The sequence below is a fragment of the Microcystis sp. M179S2 genome (assembly GCF_020245805.1).
Taxonomy (GTDB): Bacteria; Cyanobacteriota; Cyanobacteriia; order Cyanobacteriales; family Microcystaceae; genus Microcystis; species Microcystis aeruginosa.
The window spans coordinates 1-18,878 of sequence record NZ_JADBUE010000309.1; the positions used below are offsets into that span (position 1 = coordinate 1).

At 41.7% G+C, this 18,878-nt stretch carries 17 protein-coding genes; 10 read left to right on the forward strand and 7 right to left on the reverse strand.

The window, feature by feature from the left end; translation table 11 throughout:
- The 4 genes from IM500_RS19260 to IM500_RS19275 all read right to left on the reverse strand — a co-directional run.
- On the reverse strand, positions 1–1,398 hold a 1,398-nt coding region (locus tag IM500_RS19260; protein ID WP_287739347.1), incomplete at its 3' end, for a tetratricopeptide repeat protein.
- Positions 1,399–1,559: 161 nt separating this feature from the next.
- Positions 1,560–2,855 (reverse strand): P-loop NTPase fold protein, encoded by a 1,296-nt coding sequence (locus IM500_RS19265; protein WP_287739348.1) that lies wholly within the window; start codon positions 2,853–2,855, stop codon positions 1,560–1,562.
- A 97-nt stretch (positions 2,856–2,952) separates the two neighbouring features.
- Complete coding sequence (locus tag IM500_RS19270) at positions 2,953–3,204, reverse strand: BolA family protein (protein WP_002737239.1); 252 nt, start codon at positions 3,202–3,204, stop codon at positions 2,953–2,955.
- A gap of 71 nt (positions 3,205–3,275) precedes the next feature.
- Positions 3,276–3,923, reverse strand: coding sequence for a hypothetical protein (locus tag IM500_RS19275; protein ID WP_002760602.1), 648 nt, complete (start codon positions 3,921–3,923; stop codon positions 3,276–3,278).
- 230 nt (positions 3,924–4,153) lie between these two features.
- Between IM500_RS19275 and IM500_RS19280 the strand changes: the two genes are divergently transcribed.
- Both IM500_RS19280 and IM500_RS19285 read left to right on the forward strand, forming a co-directional pair.
- Positions 4,154–4,717, forward strand: coding sequence for a Uma2 family endonuclease (locus tag IM500_RS19280; protein ID WP_287739349.1), 564 nt, complete (start codon positions 4,154–4,156; stop codon positions 4,715–4,717).
- Positions 4,718–4,722: 5 nt separating this feature from the next.
- Complete coding sequence (locus IM500_RS19285) at positions 4,723–5,292, forward strand: Uma2 family endonuclease (RefSeq protein WP_287739350.1); 570 nt, start codon at positions 4,723–4,725, stop codon at positions 5,290–5,292.
- A 138-nt stretch (positions 5,293–5,430) separates the two neighbouring features.
- Here IM500_RS19285 and folD read toward each other — a convergent pair whose 3' ends face one another.
- Positions 5,431–6,288: a bifunctional methylenetetrahydrofolate dehydrogenase/methenyltetrahydrofolate cyclohydrolase FolD gene (gene folD / locus IM500_RS19290; protein WP_149986838.1), complete on the reverse strand. Its 858-nt coding sequence runs from the start codon at positions 6,286–6,288 to the stop codon at positions 5,431–5,433.
- An 89-nt stretch (positions 6,289–6,377) separates the two neighbouring features.
- On the opposite strand from folD, the gene IM500_RS19295 reads away from it, so the two are divergent.
- The 3 genes from IM500_RS19295 (at position 6,378) to ctpB (ending at position 9,121) form a co-directional block, all read left to right on the forward strand.
- Positions 6,378–7,076: a single stranded DNA-binding domain-containing protein gene (locus IM500_RS19295; RefSeq protein WP_190722243.1), complete on the forward strand. Its 699-nt coding sequence runs from the start codon at positions 6,378–6,380 to the stop codon at positions 7,074–7,076.
- Positions 7,077–7,233: 157 nt separating this feature from the next.
- The gene (locus IM500_RS19300) at positions 7,234–7,653 is read left to right on the forward strand and encodes an NUDIX hydrolase (RefSeq protein ID WP_190722244.1); all 420 of its coding nucleotides are present in this window, start codon (positions 7,234–7,236) and stop codon (positions 7,651–7,653) included.
- A gap of 142 nt (positions 7,654–7,795) precedes the next feature.
- On the forward strand, positions 7,796–9,121 hold the full coding sequence (ctpB, locus tag IM500_RS19305) for a carboxyl-terminal processing protease CtpB (protein ID WP_287970023.1): 1,326 nt from the start codon (positions 7,796–7,798) through the stop codon (positions 9,119–9,121).
- Between the two features lie 377 nt (positions 9,122–9,498).
- On the opposite strand, the gene recR is transcribed toward ctpB, so the two are convergent.
- Together recR and IM500_RS19315 are read right to left on the reverse strand one after the other, a co-directional pair.
- The gene (gene recR / locus IM500_RS19310) at positions 9,499–10,089 is read right to left on the reverse strand and encodes a recombination mediator RecR (protein WP_043999193.1); all 591 of its coding nucleotides are present in this window, start codon (positions 10,087–10,089) and stop codon (positions 9,499–9,501) included.
- Positions 10,090–10,209: 120 nt separating this feature from the next.
- Positions 10,210–10,743, reverse strand: coding sequence for a DUF4330 domain-containing protein (locus tag IM500_RS19315; protein ID WP_190722246.1), 534 nt, complete (start codon positions 10,741–10,743; stop codon positions 10,210–10,212).
- Positions 10,744–11,021: 278 nt separating this feature from the next.
- On the opposite strand from IM500_RS19315, the gene speA reads away from it, so the two are divergent.
- The 5 genes from speA (at position 11,022) to IM500_RS19340 (ending at position 18,745) form a co-directional block, all read left to right on the forward strand.
- Positions 11,022–13,061, forward strand: coding sequence for a biosynthetic arginine decarboxylase (speA, locus tag IM500_RS19320; RefSeq protein WP_190722247.1), 2,040 nt, complete (start codon positions 11,022–11,024; stop codon positions 13,059–13,061).
- A gap of 77 nt (positions 13,062–13,138) precedes the next feature.
- A complete protein-coding gene (locus IM500_RS19325; RefSeq protein WP_190722248.1) occupies positions 13,139–15,154 on the forward strand; it encodes a ribonuclease catalytic domain-containing protein in 2,016 nt (671 codons plus the stop codon).
- 240 nt (positions 15,155–15,394) lie between these two features.
- Positions 15,395–17,932 carry a DEAD/DEAH box helicase family protein gene (locus IM500_RS19330; RefSeq protein ID WP_287739352.1) on the forward strand — a complete coding sequence of 846 codons (2,538 nt, stop codon included), beginning with the start codon at positions 15,395–15,397 and terminating at the stop codon, positions 17,930–17,932.
- Positions 17,933–18,117: 185 nt separating this feature from the next.
- A complete protein-coding gene (locus tag IM500_RS19335; RefSeq protein ID WP_287739353.1) occupies positions 18,118–18,597 on the forward strand; it encodes an excisionase family DNA-binding protein in 480 nt (159 codons plus the stop codon).
- Positions 18,581–18,745, forward strand: coding sequence for a PIN domain-containing protein (locus IM500_RS19340; protein ID WP_287739354.1), 165 nt, complete (start codon positions 18,581–18,583; stop codon positions 18,743–18,745). The genes IM500_RS19335 and IM500_RS19340 overlap by 17 nt, the downstream gene beginning before the upstream one ends.
- Positions 18,746–18,878: the final 133 nt, after the last annotated feature.

Here is an 18,878-nt window from a genome sequence, read left to right on the forward strand (position 1 = left end):
TAAAGACTGTTGATGAAACTCGATCGCTTTTTGGTATTCTCCTAGGGAATAGTAAACATTGCCTAAATTACCGTAGGATTTCGCTTCACCCCCCCGATCATCGATTTCCCGTGTGATTGCTAAGGACTGTTGATGAAACTCGATCGCTTTTTGGTATTCTCCTAGGGAATTGTAAACATTGCCTAAATTACCGTAGGATTTCGCTTCACCCCCCCGATCACCGATTTCCCGTATGATTGCTAAGGACTGTTGATAAAACTCGAGCGCTTTTTGGTCTTCTCCTAGGGAATCGTAAACAGCGCCTAAATTATTGTAGGAATTCGCTTCTCTCGACGGATCTTCGATTTCTCGACTTATTGCTAAGGACTGTTGATAAAACTCGATCGCTTTTTGGTATTCTCTTAGGGAACTGTAAAGATTGCCTAAACCTATGTAGGATTTCGCTTCACCCCCCCGATCACCGATTTCCCGTGTGATTGCTAAGGACTGTTGACAAAACTCGAGCGCTTTTTGGTATTCTCCTAGGCAATAGTAAATACCGGCTAATGAGTTGAGACTCGCAACTAAATCAAGTTCTAGATTTAACTCTTTTTGTAAATTGATCGCCTTTTGATAATACTCGATCGCAAGCTGTTGTTCCTGACGATAATCTACCAATGGCGATCGATATAATAAACGAAGGTTATAAATCTTAGCTAAACTGGCATATAAACTCGCTAGTCTTGGCTCTTTTTTGCCTTTATTTACCTCGATTTGCTCGATTAGTTCTAACAAGTCTTCCTTAGAGATTGAAGGAATATCTTTATCTATAGTAATTTCGTCAAAAGATTGTAAAATTGGTAAAAATTCCTGACAAGGTAAAAAGTTACTTGGAGGAGAAATAAAGCGAAAAACTCCTTTTCTCCAACTCCAAAAATCGGGGGACTTTTTGCGTAAATTTACCTCCACTGTGCTTGTTACCCAAAGAACAATGGAATAGGGAAATTCTCGCAATCCTTCCCTTGTCCATTGCAGATAACCAAAAAATTTATCTAGTTCCGATTTTTCCCGTTGCCATTCGGTCGCAACGCGCTCGCTACGCGAGATCGAGTGTAATTTTTCCACTCCTGTGGTTGTGATCACGGCGTTTTTGCTTTGTAATAACTCTGGTTTTTTGGAGACTAAACTAGCAATGGCTGCTCTTAAACTCGGTTCTTTTTGATCTAAATCAATCCGATAACAAGGGATTACTGGTTCTAATTCTTTGCTATAGCGATCAATAATTTCTTCTCGCAATTTTTCCTGATCACACACACAAATTAATATATTTAATCTCTCTTGATTTGCCTCTAGAGACACGATTAAACCTTCGTATTCTCTTTCATTTTGGTCAATAATTGAAGATGTTTCATTATTCATAATAAGTGGATAGCTGTTAAAAACTGTCAGATACCCCCATTAGGTAGGGTTGATTCATGAATCAACCCTACGGATCAAGGAGTGATCCGCACCCCCCTTATCAAGGGGGGATCAAGGGGGGATCCATCTTCAATTTAATTATAACTACTTACTTATCCCATTCAAATTGTTCCTCTTTTTTTCATTAACTCAACCACAATCGGATGCACGTTATACCACAAATCGCCATTGCGGTATTCCAAAATATATAAACCATGCAGCAGATCTAGAAAATTTTGATCCTTGAGATCCTTCGGGTTTAACTTTTCATAAACAGTTTTAATAATTTCCTCATCTGCTGTACCGATACTTTCAGCAAAATCGAGACTAAGTTCTGTGATTGATTGTTCTAGAACAGCTTGATCAATTTTTAGGGTATTATCATCAGGATAACGACGAACCGATCGCAAACAAACCCGACAGCAATCATTAGTAATGCGAATTAATTCTCGTAACACTCCCCCACTATAAAGACAAATTTTTTCGAGGGTGTCAGGATCGATTAAAGCGGAATCGATGCGCTTAGTGATAATCTCGGTTAAAGTAGCAATAATTTGCGGATCGGGTATAGCATTAGGTGCATTAATTTCTCCCTGTTTAAAGAGTTTATATACAGGCATTTTCACGATCTGATTATTGATTTCTGTTTCGAGAGTTGCCTTTAAAGCTACTTCTCTTAAAGCGGCGATCGGAATAGTCATAATAATCCGAAAACCGGGCAATTTAATCGCTTTAATATGGGATTGAAAAATATCCCTTACCTGTGCTAAGTCAATTTTATCAATGTCATCAACAATTACTAAGATTTTTTTCTGACTTTGGGACTCGATCACACTAGCTATAATGTTAATTTGGGCAACTAGATCGGTAATTCTCCGCTCATACTTTTGTTTGATTTCCTGGCGAATAGTCGAATTAATCTTGAGAATGCCTTTAATGTGAGCTAGTAAAGAAGAAAAGTTAAAACCTGTTTCGACAGTGGCATCTGCTTGATTGGTTTCGGTGCGGATTTGTTCAGCAAACCATTGATAAAAGCTTTTTTTAATAGAATCTTTAATAGTTAAATTTTGGGCTTCCGCTTCTGACATCATCTGAACTGCGATCGAGAATAAAATAGTAACATGATTTACGTCTGACATTTCGATCGTGTCTGAGATCGAGAAGAAAACAACAAAATAGCGATCATCTAACTTTCTTTTAAATTCGTAGAGTAGGGTTGACTTACCACAACCCCGATGTCCTGCTAGAATAATTTTTCCGTCTTCCGAAGGACTATCTTCGACCAATTGTTCTAATTCTTCGATAATTTCTGTGCCGTATTTGACAGCAAAACGCTGTAATTCTTTATCCGATCGCAGGGGTAAAAGTTCCAAATTGCGATAGGCTTCTCGAAAGGGTTCCAGTAAAGGACTAACCATAAGTAATTAAATTAGACTGTGTGTTGTGAAGATAATTAGCCACAAAGAAAACCAGAAAAAAATTAACTGATAACTGATAACTGATAATTAATAACTGTTATTTTTCTGCTGCCCAACTGTCGGGAGTGTAGGTTTTTAATGCCAGAGCATGGATGGCTTCGGTAGCCAGTGCCGATTGTAAAGCGCCATAAACCATTTGATGCTGTTTAACGCGGGTTTTGCCGGCAAATTCCCCGGAAATAACCACCGCTTCCAAATGATCGCCACCTCCCGTTAAATCCCGAATCATCACTTGTGCATCGGGGATTTGTTCTTGAATCATCGCTTCTACTTGGCGAAAGTCAACCATCGTAACTCCTCAAAAGAATTAAAGATACTCTGATCCCATTGTTACCGAAAGCTCGTCAATGGGGACAAAATTTACTGCTGTGGGGGGGAGTTGTTAGGAGTTGCCGAGGTGGGAGTCGGTGCGGAGATGGGTGTGCTGACAAATCCCATCTCGTAGAGTTGTTGATAGCTTTTTTGTCCTAATTCACTGGTGGGGTTTTGGGATTGAATCACCTGAATTAACAAAGGAACCGCCAATTCTGGCTGATTTTGCGCCCTATGGACCAAAGCAAGCTGATAGGTGGCTTCATCCCGCAGTTGTCCGGTGTTTAAAGCACTTTGACGCTGAGAATCGAATACTTTCGGGTCAATTCCTGAGAAACTATTAGCTAATTGCAGATGATAGTTAGATAGTTGGTTAAAAATCCGACGCGCTTGATTGAGTTTGTCCACCGCGACATCGTATTTAGCGGCATTAATAGCGGCGTTCGCTTCTTCCACTAAACGTTGTCCCCCCTGAAGACTCAGGACACTATCGGCTTGATTTAAGGGTTTTAATTCGTTAGGATCGCTGGTGGGATTGTTAGAGTCGGGGGTTTGTGCTTGTCCGTCAGGTGCGATCGCAATCACTAAACCGATCACCAGAGTGAGCAGATAAATTAAACTATAAGGCTGTTTTCGCTTAACCATAAAATTTCTCGACTTAATGTTCCTGATGGGAACGGCTATTTTTTCTAACATCGACAACTGACCTATAGTAGCTTTTTTGGGGCAGTTTCGATCCGACCCCAGCTTTCTAGACGTTAGCTCTAGCGGTTTTGTCGCCATGGCAAGCGCTGATTTTTCCTGAAGAATCAGTACAAGTCCCCAAAAAGTTAGTTTATCCCCCCGATTAATGGTTTAAATACCGATAATTCCCCCCTTGCAAGGCTGTCCAGATAGAATAAAGAGAAAGTAGGAGTTTAGTTAAAATGTCTTTATCACTGATTACTCGTAAGTTTACGGTGGAAGAATACGAAAAAATGACAACCGAGGGAATAATCAAACCCGATGAAAAAGTGGAATTAATTCGAGGAGAAATTATCAAAATGTCACCGATGGGAACCCGTCAGGCTGCTAGTGTAGATAGATTAATACAATTGTTCTATCAAAAGTTAGGACATAAAATTATTCTCAGAGTGCAAAATCCGATTAGATTAAATAATAACTCTCAACCAGAACCAGATTTAAGTTTACTAATACCTCGATCGGATTTTTATGTTGCTGCCTATCCTTGTCCCCAAGATATCTATTTAATTATTGAAGTTTCTGATTCTACCCTCGATTATGATCGCTATACTAAAATCCCTCTTTATGCGGAAGCAAATATTCAAGAAGTTTGGATTGTCAATCTCAAGGAAGAATGTTTAGAAGTTTATCGCCATCCGCTGCAGGGTAGTTATCAAAATATTCAGAAATACTCTATAAATGAGAGGGTTTTTATAACATCTTTTCCCGATATAGAATTCACTATTGCAGAAATATTAGGAGTGTAGTTAAAATGTCTTTATCACTGATTACCCGTAAGTTTACGGTGGAAGAATACGAAAAAATGACAACCGAGGGAATAATCAAACCCGATGAAAAAGTGGAATTAATTCGAGGAGAAATTATCAAAATGTCACCGATGGGAACCCGTCATGCTGCCTGTATAGCTAGATTAACACAGTTATTTTATCGAAAATTTGGCGATCTTATTCTCTTAGGAGTGCAAAACCCGATTAGATTAAATAATAATTCTCAACCAGAACCAGATTTAAGTTTACTAATACCTCGATCAGATTTTTATGTTGCTGCCTATCCTTGTCCTCAAGATATTTATTTAATTATTGAAGTTTCTGATTCTACCCTCGATTATGATCGCTATACTAAAATCCCTCTTTATGCAGAAGCAAATATTAAAGAGGTTTGGATTATCAATCTCAAGGAGGAAGGTTTAGAAGTTTATCGCCATCCGCTGCATGGTAGTTATCAAGCTATTCAGAAATATTATCGAGGTGAAAGTATTTTTATTGAATCCTTTCCAGAAATAGAGTTAACTTTAATTGAAATACTCGGTAATATTTATTAAATTAAATTCTACAGCGTCTCTCATAAAGAGAAAGTATAACCTAATTTGGTATCGACGACCGACGACCGACTCCCCAAAACGAAAAATTCGTACCTCACCATAGAATTACTGAATAGCTGATAGCTGGTAGCTGAGGATTTATAACTTGCGTTCGTAACTTAACAATGTATTTTGTAATAACATTGCCACCGTCATCGGACCGACACCCCCGGGGACAGGAGTAAGATAACTAGCTACTTCTAAAACCCCAGCATAGTCCACATCGCCCACCAAACGGTCAGCGACGCGATTAATACCCACATCCACCACTACCGCACCCGGTTTTACCATATCTTTAGTGATTAAATTGGCTTTACCGACAGCAGGTACTAAAATATCGGCACTTCTGGTTATTTCTGCCAGATTTTCCGTGCGCGAGTGAGCAATAGTTACCGTAGCGTTTTCCTCCAATAACATTAAAGCTAAAGGTTTCCCCACTAGAATACTGCGACCCACCACCACCGCGTGCTTACCGGCTATGGGAATATTATATTCTTTCAGGAGTGCCATGACCCCCGCAGGAGTACAACTGCGGATACAGTCCTCACCCCGCACTAAACCGCCTAAATTGAGAGGATGTAAGCCATCAGCATCTTTTTTCGGGTCAATTTGGTAGAGAAGGGAAACCGCATCTAAATGCTTGGGTAAGGGTAATTGAATTAAAATCCCGTCCACCCGCTCATCTTGATTGAGACGGACAATTTCCGCTAAAATTTCTAGTTCACTTGTATCGGTGGGAAAATGACGACCAAAAGAGGCCATGCCGATTTTAGTACAAGCTTTCTCCTTATTGCGTACATAAACGGCACTAGCAGGATTATCCCCCACCATCAACACCGCTAACCCCGGAGGTCTTCCCATTGGAGATTTTAGCGTCTGGATGCGCTCTCCTAGACCAAGCTGGATTTTTTGAGCTAAGGCTTTCCCGTCGAGAATTTGGCAAGTAGTTACGGACATTCTATGATAATACCGAGAACAAAAATCTTTCGGATCCATTCTATGGTCAAAAAGATTGGCTAATAGCACTCGTTAAGGTTAAAGCAAGAATGTCTATCCAGACTCGTGTAGCGCGCATCGGCAGTCTATTATTATTGCTAGGGTTATTCGGTTGTAGTACCCTTGCTGACCTCGGTATTGCCGTTCCCTACATCGGTGATCCTCCCCTAACAGCGATCGAGCAATTACAGGAAAAACCAAAAGGTGCTTTAGTTTATCTTAGGGGAACCGTGAGCAATTATGCCCCTTTTTTAGCGGGAGGGGCCTATCTTTTGCAGGATAAGTCCGGGAAGATTTGGATTCGCACCAATAGCAATAAATTACCCCGTCAAGGCGAAGAAATCGTCATTAAGGGCAAAATTGACTTTGAGGCTATTCCCCAAGGTTCCCAAACCGTCAACGAAGTGTATGTGGTGGAATTAGAACAGATGGATGCAGTAGCGGTTAATTCGGTTCCCACTCCTTCCCCGTCCCCAGAAATTAAACCCTCCCCCACCTCAGAAGTTAAACCCCCAGAAAATAATTCTCCCCCGGTCTCCACTAAACCCCTGGAAAATCCCCGACAGGTGACAATTCCCAGCGCAACCGCAACGAAACCCCCAGAAACTCCCGTCCTTACCCCCGTTAAACCCAATCCCCCCGTGCAACCCGTCGCGGAAGCGATTCCCCCCAAACCCCCCGCAGTGGTTAAACCCGTCCCAGACCCCCTCGATGCCTTCTTTTTACCCCATAAACAAAGCGAGAAATAGCCAGGGTTAGGTGTGGGAATTATGAATTATGAATTATGAATTATGAAGTGGGAAGTGGGGAGAAAATACAAATAATCTCCTGTCTCCTGTCTCCTGTCTCCTGTCTCCTGACTCCTTACCCCACAGTTAACTTTACTTTTGTCCAACCACTTAACTGATGATATTTGTTGCTTTGGCGATTTTAGAACAGGACGGTCGATTTTTAATGCAGTTGCGCGACGACATCCCGACGATTCTCTATCCGGGGGTGTGGGGTTTATTTGGTGGTCACTTAGAAGCGGGTGAAAATCCAGAAATAGGGTTAAAACGAGAGTTAAAAGAAGAAATTAACTACGAAGCCCCTAGTTTACGCTATTTTCGCTCTTATAACGATGATAATCTCTCGCGTTATCTTTATCATGTACCCCTGACCCTGGAATTAGAAAAATTAGTACAAACGGAAGGGCAAGATTTAGCTTTATTACCTCCGGCTGCCATCCGTCAAGGGGAATACTATTCCCAGAAGATTAATCAGACTCGTCCTTTAGGAAAAATTCATCGCCAGATATTACTCGATTTTCTAGAAGTAGAATTATAGTGGATATTAGAGCCAGACAAGGAACTCCCTTATCTATACGGAAGTCGTAGTTAACACTGCTCCTCACCTCCCTCGAAGGCAAAATGCTCCCGCTTTTTGAATGGCTTTATCTAAACGTCAATCTTATTTTGGCTTTGTCTTTATGAACCAGTCGCGTCCCTCGTTCGTTTCCGTGCAGAAACTCCTATCTGGAGGTGCGATCGCTACCCTAGCAGTTAGTTCCCTGATGGTTCTCACCCCCGCAGCCAAAGGGGAAAAACCCTTAGAAGATAACCCGAAAGCAGTCATCGACCAGGTTTGGCAAATTGTTAATAATGAATTTGTAGATCGTGGTTTTCATCAAATTGATTGGCAAAAAAAACGTCAAGAATTGTTAAGCAGAAATTATACTAATCCCCAACAAGCTTACACGGCAATCCGGGAAGCTTTAAAGGAATTGGGTGATACTTATACCCGTTTTTTAACTCCTAGGGAATTTGCTGTCCTCACCAGTCAAACTTCCGGAGAATTATCGGGAATTGGGGTACGTTTAGCCCTTGATAAACGCACTAGCGATCTGGTCGTTGTCGATACGGTGAAAAAATCCCCCGCCAAGGAAGCGGGAGTGAAAAGCGGCGATCGCCTGATCAGAATTAATGGCAAACCCACCGCTTTAATGACCCTAGAACAAGCAATGGAAGCACTACAGGGAGCAGTGGGTACTAGCGTTAGTTTACAGCTTGCCCGTCCCGATCAAGGGGTATTTGAAGTGACTTTGACCCGGGTAGATATCGAAATCCCCTCGGTTAGCTATACCCTTAAACAGGAAGGTGGGGTGAAAGTTGGTTATATCAAACTGGATGAATTTAGTTCCCACGCGGCCGAACAAATGAAAGAGGCGATCGAGGAATTAAGTCAACAACAGGTATCCGGCTATGTTCTCGATCTGCGGGGCAACCCCGGGGGTTTACTATTTGCTAGTGTCGATATCGCTCGCATGTGGATGAAACAGGGCAAAATCGTTAGCACCATTGATCGACGGGGCGGTGATCGCCAATTTATCGCCAATAACACCGCTATTACCGATTTACCCCTCGTGGTCTTGGTGAATAAAGGTTCCGCCAGCGCCAGCGAAATCCTCGCCGGGGCGCTGAAAGAAAATGGCCGGGCGACTTTAGTGGGTACATCGACCTATGGCAAGAGTACCGTCCAATCGGTACACACCCTCTCCGATGGTTCCGGTTTAGCGGTGACAATTGCCCGTTATTATCCCCCCAACGGCGAAAATATCTACAAAAAAGGCATTAAACCCGATGTGCAGATCGAGTTAACCCAGGAACAACAGCTGCGCTTCCGCGATGATCCTTCTTTGGTGGGAACTAAGGATGATCCCCAGTACCAACAGGCGATCTCGCTGCTACAATCCCATAGTGTTAAACGTCCTGGCACCGGCAATCTCAATAATCCTTTGAGTAGTCGAGCCGAATAATTGTCCTCAATAATGTCTAAGTAGGTAGGTGGAATTAAATATAAGATGAACGTAGGTTGGGTTGAAGCATGAAACCCAACGCCCGCTCATGTTACGCTACCGCTAACCCATCCTACAAATAATTGTGCCTCCCTACTTAGGGTTGGCGGCAAAAAGTACGGGCGAAGCATTCGGATAGAAAATCTACGTTTCACCGATAGGTTATTGCCCGAATGCTTCGCCCCTACAGGACACGGGCCGATGAAGACGCAAGGTGTTGAAGCACGATTCTTTCAAAATCTTGCACCTGTTTCACGAGAAAAGCCACAAAACCCTTACCTTGCCTACATTTCACATTTATTCAGCAAACCCTACTTAATCCCAACCTTGGCGAGATTTTACAATTCCCGACGACCTTCTAAAGCTCTCGCTAGGGTTACTTCATCAGCGTATTCTAGATCACCACCCATGGGCAACCCGAAAGCGATACGGGTAACTTTAGTGAAGGGTTTCAGTAAACCCCCGATATACAAAGTCGTGGTTTCCCCTTCGACACTGGGACTGATAGCTAAGATAACTTCCTGAATTTTTTTCTGGCTGACTCTGGTGACTAAAGACTGTATATTTAATTGATCCGGTCCAATCCCATCCATAGGTGAGATAACACCCCCTAAAACGTGATATTTACCCGAATATTCCCTTGTTTTCTCCAAAGCAATCACATCTCTGGAGTCAGCTACCACACAGATAGTCCCCGTTTCTCGGTTAGGATTGCGGCAAATTTCGCAGATCGGTTCGGCCGAAAGATGGAAACAAACCTGACATAATCCTACTTGTTTTTTCGCTGCTACGATCGCCTGGGCCAATTCGATCGCATCTTGTTCCGGTCGTTTGAGAATATAGAGGGCCAGACGTTGAGCGCTTTTGGGTCCCACCCCGGGTAATTTTTGTAACTGCTCGATCAAACGAGCTAAAGGCGGTGTATAAATAGCAGTTAATCCTCTTATCAGTTATCAGTTATCAGTTATCAGATTTGAGTTTTCAAGTGAGCAGTGTTACATGGAAGTTTCCTGCTGTCTTTTCACTGTTTACTGCTCACTGTTTACTAACTAAGACCTTTTTGGTAAACGGACATCGATAACACTGGTGTTGAAATTATAATTATCTCCTTCCAACTCGATTAAAGTGCCAATTTTCACCTTTTGACCGCCAACAACCGCACCAGTATCTGTAACTTCCGCTTGACCACTGAGAGTCATAATCATATCTTGAGAATAGTTTTCCGTGCGGGGATCCGGTAGGACTTTCACGCTACCATCGGGCTGCGGAACTAAGACATTTCTCGATAAAGCTTTAACATTTTTTATATCCACTTGACCGGCCGGTTGATTACGAATAACAATATTAGTTTTCTTCTCGGTATTGAATTGATTAATCAAAGCATTGGGATTAAGAACACTTAAACCCCGGACAATAACATCCACTTCTAGGGGTTCTTTGGTAACTTGAGCGATCGTACTTTTACCACTCGTCCCCGGGACAACAAAAATCCCGATAATTGTCAATAAAATTACTAAGGCCGCTCCAATATCAAGCAAGCTAAATTTACCGAATAAACGTCCTTTTGAGTCTAATAATTTCATAAGCGGTTCACTATAAAATTTTGGGGAGAAGGGAACAGGGGAACGGGGTGATGGGTAGGGTTGATTCATGAATCAACCCTACTATGAATCAACCCTAGGGTGATGGGGGATGGGGAGAAAATACAAATAATCTCCTGAATCCTGTCTCCTGAATCCTGTCTCCTGAATCCTGCCTCCTGAGGGCTAATAGATTCTATCACGATCGGAATCTTGGTCGCGGACAGGAAGTCTGACTTAAGATAGAAGATCGGAGTCTCACACGGAGCGATCGATAGACAATGGCGGGTAAAACTCAACTTAAGAAACAAGAAAAGCAATTATCTCCAGTGGATCTGACCCCTTCTGACGGTAACAACCTCGAAAAAGTTGCCCCCGTTAAACATTGGTCGATCGAAGATAGCGAAAATCTCTATCGCATCCAAGGCTGGGGAGAACCCTATTTCTCGATCAATGCCGCAGGAAATATTACCGTTTCGCCCCAGGGAGAAAGGGGCGGTTCTTTGGACTTATACGAGTTAGTTTCGGCGATTAAGCGGCGTAATATCGGTTTACCCTTGTTAATTCGGTTTAGTGATATTTTGGAAGACCGGATCGAGCGCCTGAATGCCTGTTTTAACCGAGCGATCGCCCGTTATAATTATGCCAATGTCTATCGCGGTGTCTATCCGATCAAGTGCAATCAACACCGTCACATCGTCGAGTCTTTAGTGCGTTTTGGTAAACCCTATCAATTTGGGCTTGAGGCTGGTTCAAAACCTGAGCTAATGATTGCTTTAGCTACCCTAGAACCTGCCTTAAACGGCAAAAATGACAAAACACAACCATTGCTAATTTGTAACGGCTATAAGGACAAAGAATACCTGGAAACAGCCCTGTTGACCACTCGTCTCGGTCATCGGCCTTTGATTGTCATCGAACAATTGGAAGAATTATATTTAACCCTGCGCGTCAGTCGTCAGTTAGGAATTGCCCCTCATTTGGGAGTGCGTGCGAAACTGGGGACAAAAGGGGTGGGCCGTTGGGGATGTTCCACGGGAGACCGGGCAAAATTCGGTTTAACCGTCCCGGAAATCTTAACGGTGGTGACGGAATTAGAACAAGCGGGGATGTTAGATTGTCTGCAACTGCTGCACTATCATATCGGGTCGCAAATCTCCGCTATTAGCGTCATTAAAGATGCCATTCGCGAAGCTAGTCAGATTTATGTGGAATTAGCGAAATTAGGGGCAAATATGACCTATCTCGATGTGGGGGGTGGTTTAGGGGTCGATTACGATGGCTCAAAAACTAACTTCTACGCCTCAAAAAACTACAATATGCAGAATTATGCCAATGATATCGTGGCTGAGGTCAAGGAAGCTTGTGAAGATGCCCAGATTTCACCCCCAATTCTCATCAGTGAAAGTGGCCGGGCGATCGCTTCTCATCAATCGGTGTTAGTCTTTGATATCTTGGGAAGTAGTGAGGTTCCCCAAAACCCTCCCGATCCCTGCAATGGGAAAGAACACCTCATCCTCCGTAATCTCTGGGAAACCTACACGGGTATCGATGAGCGCAATTATCAGGAAGCTTATCACGATGCGGGACAGTTCAAAGAGGAGGCGATTAGTCTGTTTAATTTCGGTTATCTCAGTCTCAAGGAACGAGCTAGAGCCGAACAATTGTACTGGGCTTGTTGTCACAAAATTCTGCAAGTGGCCCGACAACAGGATTATGTTCCCGATGACTTGGAAGACTTAGAGCAAATTATGGCCTCAATTTATTATGCCAATCTCTCGGTTTTTCAGTCAGTTCCCGATAGTTGGGCGATCGATCAACTATTTCCAATTATGCCGATCCATCGTCTCGATCGAGAACCTACCCAAAGAGGTATTCTCGCCGATTTAACCTGTGATAGTGACGGAAAAATTGCCCAGTTTATCGATTTGCGCGGGGACGTAAAATCAGTTTTAGAATTGCATCCGTTGGAGTACAAAAACGGTAAACATTCTCCAGAACCTTATTATCTAGGAATGTTTCTGGTGGGTGCTTATCAAGAGATTATGGGCAATTTACATAATCTTTTTGGCGATACTAACGTGGTACATATTCAGATGAGTCCCAAGGGGTACGATATCGAGTATCTAGTCAAAGGAGATACGATCACGGAAGTATTAGGTTATGTGCAGTATTCCGCAGAAGACCTGTTAGAAAAAATTCGTCTTCGTTGTGAACAAGCTTTGCAGGAAAATCGCATGACTGTGGAAGAATCCCAATTACTACTACAGGATTATGAACGCAGTTTGCGACGTTATACCTATCTAGTGGGTGGGGATTGACGATTGCTCTTGCCGATCGAGTAATCGATCGAGGATGATAGAAAATAGACAAAATAGATAGGCAGTAAGGGGAAGCAGTGGAAAAGGGAACGCTGGTAGAATTTCGAGTCCAAGGAGAAAGGCGCTTAGGGGTGATCGATCGCCCAGAAGGTAAAAAAGATTGGATCGTCATCGATCAAGGGGGGAACCCGCATAAACTGCGTCCCCAACGCTTCGATTACATTATCAAAGCAGGTCCGTCCAACTATAAAGAGATTGGCAATTTTCTGCGGGAAGTCCAACCCTATCTAGATGCTAGTGGTTTAGAAGTGGCCTGGGAATTATTAGCCGGGGAAAATCAGTTAGTCACTCCCGAAACCATGGCCGAGATTCTCTTTTCCGATCGCAGTCCCCAGTTTTGCTATGCGGCCCATTGTCTCTTGAGTGATGATAAAGTTTATTTTAAAAATAAAGGGGATGGTTACGAAGCCCGATCGGAAAATCAGGTAGAGGAAATCAAACACCAGCTAGAGGTGGAACAACAGCGTCAACGGGAAAAAGGCCAATTTCTCCAACGTCTCCAACAGGCCTTGGCCGGTGAAACGGTAGAATGGTCAGAAAGCGATCGAATTCGTCTGGAATCTCTAGAAAAATTTATCCTCCAACCCGAACAAAAATATCCAGCAGCCATGGACATACTCTCGCTGCTGGGCCGTTCCCAAACCCCCGAGGCTGCTTTTGAATTGTTAGTCGATTTGAAATGGTGGAGTAGTCACGAAAACCTTTTCCTGCGACGCAGTTCCTACCCCGTTCAATTCTCGAAAAAGGTACTTGATGTGGCGCGTCTTAATTTACTCAATCCCCCTGCGGATGCGGATGTCAACAATCGTCTCGATTTAACCCACCAAAAAATTTATACCATCGACGATGAAAGTACCGAGGAAATCGATGACGGATTATCGGTGGAAATGCTCGCGGATGGTGGTCATCGTCTCTGGATCCATATTGCTGATCCTAGCCGTTTAGTGCTTCCCGATGATGAATTAGACCTAGAAGCACGTCGTCGCAGTACCAGTCTTTATCTTCCCACGGGAATGGTTCCCATGTTTCCCCTAGAATTGGCCGCCGGTCCAATGAGTTTGGTACAGGGTAAACTTTGTCCCGCATTGAGTTTTGGGGTAATCCTCGATGAAACGGGGGCGATCGCCGATTATCGGATTCATCCTAGTACAATTAAACCTACCTATCGCCTCACCTACGAAGATGTGGACGAAATGTTACATCTGGATCTGCAGCATGAACCGGAAGTAAGGATTCTCAACCGTTGGGCAAAACAACGCCACGCATGGCGCAAATCTCAGGGATCGATTAACATCCAAATGCCAGAATCATCCATTAAGGTGAAGGATAACGACGAAATTATCGTAGAATTGCAGGAAGTTTCCCCATCTCGGCAATTAGTGGCGGAAATGATGATTTTAGCTGGAGAAATCGCCGGTCGCTACTGTCAGGAACACGAGATCCCCGTGCCTTTCCGCGGACAACCACAACCAGAATTACCCCCCGATGAGGAGTTAATTTTACTACCTGCGGGCCCGGTGCGTTCCTGTGCCTTGCGTCGCTGTATGCCGCGCAGTGAGATGACGACGATTCCTAACCGTCATGCTAGTCTGGGATTGAATACCTATTCCCAAGTAACTTCGCCAATTCGCCGTTATACTGACCTTTTGACCCATTTTCAACTAAAAGCCCATCTCCGGGGCGATCAACTGCCTTTTACCCGGGATAGAATGCAGGAAATTCTCTATAGTGTCGCTAGTTCGGCTCAAGAAGCCACCTCGGTGGAACGACAAACTAATCGTTATTGGAGTTTGGAATTTTTGCGACGACAGGGAGATCAAGTCTGGCAAGCTTTGGTTTTACGCTGGCTGCGGGAAGAGGAAAATTTAGGCTTGATTTTATTGGAGGAATTGGGGTTAGAATTACCCCATCGTTTTGAGCGCTCGGTATCTTTAGGCGATCGCTTTCAAGTACAAGTTAGTCGCTCTGATCCCCACCGCGATGAGATCCGTTTTCGCGAGTTATCGGGTTTTGTCTCCTCCCAAGCAAGTTAATCTGTCAGGCAAAAAGGAGTCACTTATCAGTGATCAGTTATCAGATGTGAGTTTTTAGTTATCCCTCGATTCCTGAATTGTGACGCTCCTTCAGAGGTTATCTGTTGGTGTCCATAATGTAGAGCTTGATTGTACTTTGATGTAGTGTTTTGCAGGTGCTGAAAAGGGAGCATTATCAAAAGAGATCTGCTAGAATTAAAGTGTTTGTTGCCAAGCGATAGTTCCATAGATGGGTTAGAAATGGTTGATTTTAAGAAGAAGTTGGGTTTGAAATCAATTGAGAAAAAAGTAGATCCCGTTGAAATTTATGATGAGCTAGACAGAAGGAGCGAGACTGGTCCTTTGCGTCCAGTGCAAAGAGAAATTCTAACGAACTGGTGGTTGAATCGTAAAGACGATAAAGATTTAGTTTTAAAGTTGCATACTGGGCAAGGTAAAACTTTGATTGGTTTGTTGATCCTTCAATCTAAACTGAATCAAAAGAAAGGTCCCTGTCTATATGTGTGTCCCAACAAATACTTGGTGAAACAAACTTGCCAAGAAGCAGAAAAATTTGGCATTGGATATGTAACTATTGATAGCAGCAATTCTCTGCCTGATCAATTTCTAAACTCAGAGAAGATATTAATCACGCACGTTCAGAAAGTTTTCAACGGGAAGTCAGTTTTCGGAATTGGCGGAAAATTCACTAAAGTAAACACGATTATTTTAGACGACTCACACGCCTGTATAGATTTCATAAACGAATCCTTTAAAATAAAAGTAAACAATTCTCATCATCTCTATCAACGTTTGTTTCAACTGTTTGAAGACGATCTAAGAGAGCAAGGTGAAGGCAGTTTTTTTGAGATAAAGAATGGCGAAAGCACAACTTTTTTGCCAGTTCCTTATTGGAATTGGCAAGATAAAAAGTCAGAAGTTGTACAAATTATTATTGAATATACAAGTGATACAAAAGTAATGTTCACTTGGGATTTAATCAAAGACAGTATTGATAATTGTCAATGCTTTTTTAGTGGCAAAGAATTAGAAATTTCAACTTATTTTAGTCCAGTTAACCAGTTTTCTACTTTTAGCAAGGCTGAACAGAGAATCTTGATGTCAGCAACTACACAAAATGATTCTTTCTTTCTAAAAGGTCTTGGATTAAACGTTCAAGCTATAAATAATCCGCTTACTCCAGAGCAAGAGAAGTGGTCAGGTGAAAAAATGATCTTGATTCCCTCACTCATCCATGAGGAGTTGAATAGAGATTACATTATTGTCAGATTTTCTAAACAAAACCCTAGTCGAAAAGCAGGCTTAGTAGCAATTACCTCTAGTTTCAATAAAGCAAAGGTGTATCAGAAGCAAGGTTCTGTAGTTGTTAAAAGTGAAAATATCTTTGAAGAGGTTAGTAAGCTTAAATCAGGTGAATATAGCAATACAGTGGTAGTTGTCAATCGCTACGACGGAATAGATCTTCCAGATGATTCTTGTCGGCTCCTCATTATTGACTCTATGCCATATTCGGAGTCATTAACTGAGAGGTACGAAGAAGAATGTAGATCGAATAGCGACTTAACAAATATTAGAGCTGCTCAGAAGATAGAACAAGGTCTTGGCAGGAGTGTAAGAGGCGAGAAGGACTACAGTGTTATTCTCATCATCGGAGATGATCTTGTAAAATTCCTTAAAAGTTCTAGCTCAAATAGGTTCTTCTCATCTCAAACAAGGAACCAGATAGAGATTGGGCTAGAAGTCTCTGAAATGGCAAAAGAAGAAGATATAAAAAATGGTAATGATTATACAAAGGTAATACTTGAATTGATCAACCAATGTCTAAAAAGAGACGATGGATGGAAAGAGTTTTATAAAGAGAAAATGGATGCGAACATTAACAGTAATCCATCTTCTACAGGTAAGATACTGGAAATTCTAGAATTGGAAAGAAAGGCAGAAGAAAGCTTTTTCCAAAATGATCCTGAAAGTGCAATCAACCATGGGCAAAAAATAATTGACTTGTACTGTACTGAAGATCAAGCAGAGAAGGGTTGGTATTTGCAGACCCTTGCTCGATTCAAGTATAAGATCAGCAAGTTAGATTCTAATAATACTCAACAAAGTGCTTTCAAAAATAATTCTCAGCTTCTGAAACCTAGAGAAGGTATTAATTATAAGAAATTAAGCTATATAAGCGAAAATAGAATAAAACGAATTCGAGATTGGATTTCTTCGCATGAAAATTATCAAGAGCTTTCAATGGATGTAAATGAGATACTTGAAAATTTAAGTTTTGGACAGCCTTCAGAAAAATTTGAAAAAGCACTTCAAGATTTAGGCTATGCGATCGGTTTTTTAAGTCAAAGACCGGATAAGGAGTTTAAAAAAGGCTCTGACAATCTTTGGTGTGTCTCAAATGATGAATATTTCATGTTTGAATGTAAGAGCGAAGTCGAGGATTCACGCAGTGAGATAACTAAAACTGAAACTGGACAAATGAATAATCACTGTGCATGGTTTGAACAAGAATATAAGACAGATAAAGTAAAAAGAATTCTCATCATTCCTACAAAAAATGTTTCAAAACAAGGAAGTTTTACCCATGAAGTTGAAATCATGAGAAAAGGAACACTTAAATCCTTGAGAGATAGGGTCAAGTCCTTTTTCAAGGAGTTTAAAGACTATTCTCTCACTGAAATTAGTGACTCCAAGATGCAGGAACTATTGGTTTTCCATAAACTTGATGTTGAATCCTTGAAAAAAGAATACTCTGAAAAGTATTTTCAAAAAAAGTAGAAGAATAGACCTCTTGCATAATTTTTTTATGGTGTAATAGAGGGTTTGGCTTTTTTCTCAATTTTTAGATGGAAGTGGAAAAAATAATAAAATGTGATCTCATGGTTTAGGGTTCTTGTCCCCCTGTCAGATTGGTATGTTAAAATGAGGTGAAATAATATCAATGCGTGGAGTCATTCTTTGATATGAGTAAATATTCTAATTTTGACCCAACTCATTTTGTTGTCGAACCCGAAGAAACTGAACAAATAACCCAATTAAATCAGCTGCTTAATAGAGAAATACCGACGAGACTCGTAACCGAACAGGGAGAAAATATCCATATTCCCGAATCGGTTTTAATGGTACTTCGTTACAGTGTGGCTGCCTTAGCATCGGGACAGGTAATTCAGTTAAATGTTACCCCTCAGGATTTAACTATAGAAGAAGCGGCTAATTTGTTAAATGTTTCTAACTCTTATCTAATAAAATTACTAGAACAGGGGCAAATTTTATCGACTAATGTAGGCAGTGATAGACGGATAAAACGAGAAGATTTGGTAATATATAAAGAGAGAAAATATCGAGAAAGAGAACAAATTTTAAATAACCTTGTGGCCATGACTGAAGCGGAAGGACTATACAGAAAAGATGAGGAATTAAACCTAGATGACAGCAGAGCCTAGGGTTGTTTTAGATGCTTGTGTTCTTATTCCTCAGTATTTACGCGATACTTTATTATCAATTGCTTGGCAAGGTTTATACTCTCCTTACTGGTCGAAATTAATTTTAGAAGAAACAACCCGCAATCTGATTAATCGATATAATATCTGAACTTCCCCCATACATATATACCATAATAGCCCAAAACCCTTATCCATCAATGGATGTACCCCCTTAACTTTTCTTAATGTACCCATGTAATTTGTAACATTTCTTAATGGACAAGAATTCTCTCTATTTGCTA

Coding starts and splice junctions, on each gene's coding strand:
- IM500_RS19265 (WP_287739348.1), bottom strand. CDS start 2,855: ATGGTTAGTCCTTTACTGGAACCCTTTCGAGAAGCCTATCGCAATTTG.
- IM500_RS19270 (WP_002737239.1), bottom strand. CDS start 3,204: ATGGTTGACTTTCGCCAAGTAGAAGCGATGATTCAAGAACAAATCCCC.
- IM500_RS19275 (WP_002760602.1), bottom strand. CDS start 3,923: ATGTTAGAAAAAATAGCCGTTCCCATCAGGAACATTAAGTCGAGAAAT.
- IM500_RS19280 (WP_287739349.1), top strand. CDS start 4,154: ATGTCTTTATCACTGATTACTCGTAAGTTTACGGTGGAAGAATACGAA.
- IM500_RS19285 (WP_287739350.1), top strand. CDS start 4,723: ATGTCTTTATCACTGATTACCCGTAAGTTTACGGTGGAAGAATACGAA.
- folD (WP_149986838.1), bottom strand. CDS start 6,288: ATGTCCGTAACTACTTGCCAAATTCTCGACGGGAAAGCCTTAGCTCAA.
- IM500_RS19295 (WP_190722243.1), top strand. CDS start 6,378: ATGTCTATCCAGACTCGTGTAGCGCGCATCGGCAGTCTATTATTATTG.
- IM500_RS19300 (WP_190722244.1), top strand. CDS start 7,234: ATGATATTTGTTGCTTTGGCGATTTTAGAACAGGACGGTCGATTTTTA.
- ctpB (WP_287970023.1), top strand. CDS start 7,796: ATGAACCAGTCGCGTCCCTCGTTCGTTTCCGTGCAGAAACTCCTATCT.
- IM500_RS19315 (WP_190722246.1), bottom strand. CDS start 10,743: ATGAAATTATTAGACTCAAAAGGACGTTTATTCGGTAAATTTAGCTTG.
- speA (WP_190722247.1), top strand. CDS start 11,022: ATGGCGGGTAAAACTCAACTTAAGAAACAAGAAAAGCAATTATCTCCA.
- IM500_RS19330 (WP_287739352.1), top strand. CDS start 15,395: ATGGTTGATTTTAAGAAGAAGTTGGGTTTGAAATCAATTGAGAAAAAA.
- IM500_RS19335 (WP_287739353.1), top strand. CDS start 18,118: ATGAGTAAATATTCTAATTTTGACCCAACTCATTTTGTTGTCGAACCC.
- IM500_RS19340 (WP_287739354.1), top strand. CDS start 18,581: ATGACAGCAGAGCCTAGGGTTGTTTTAGATGCTTGTGTTCTTATTCCT.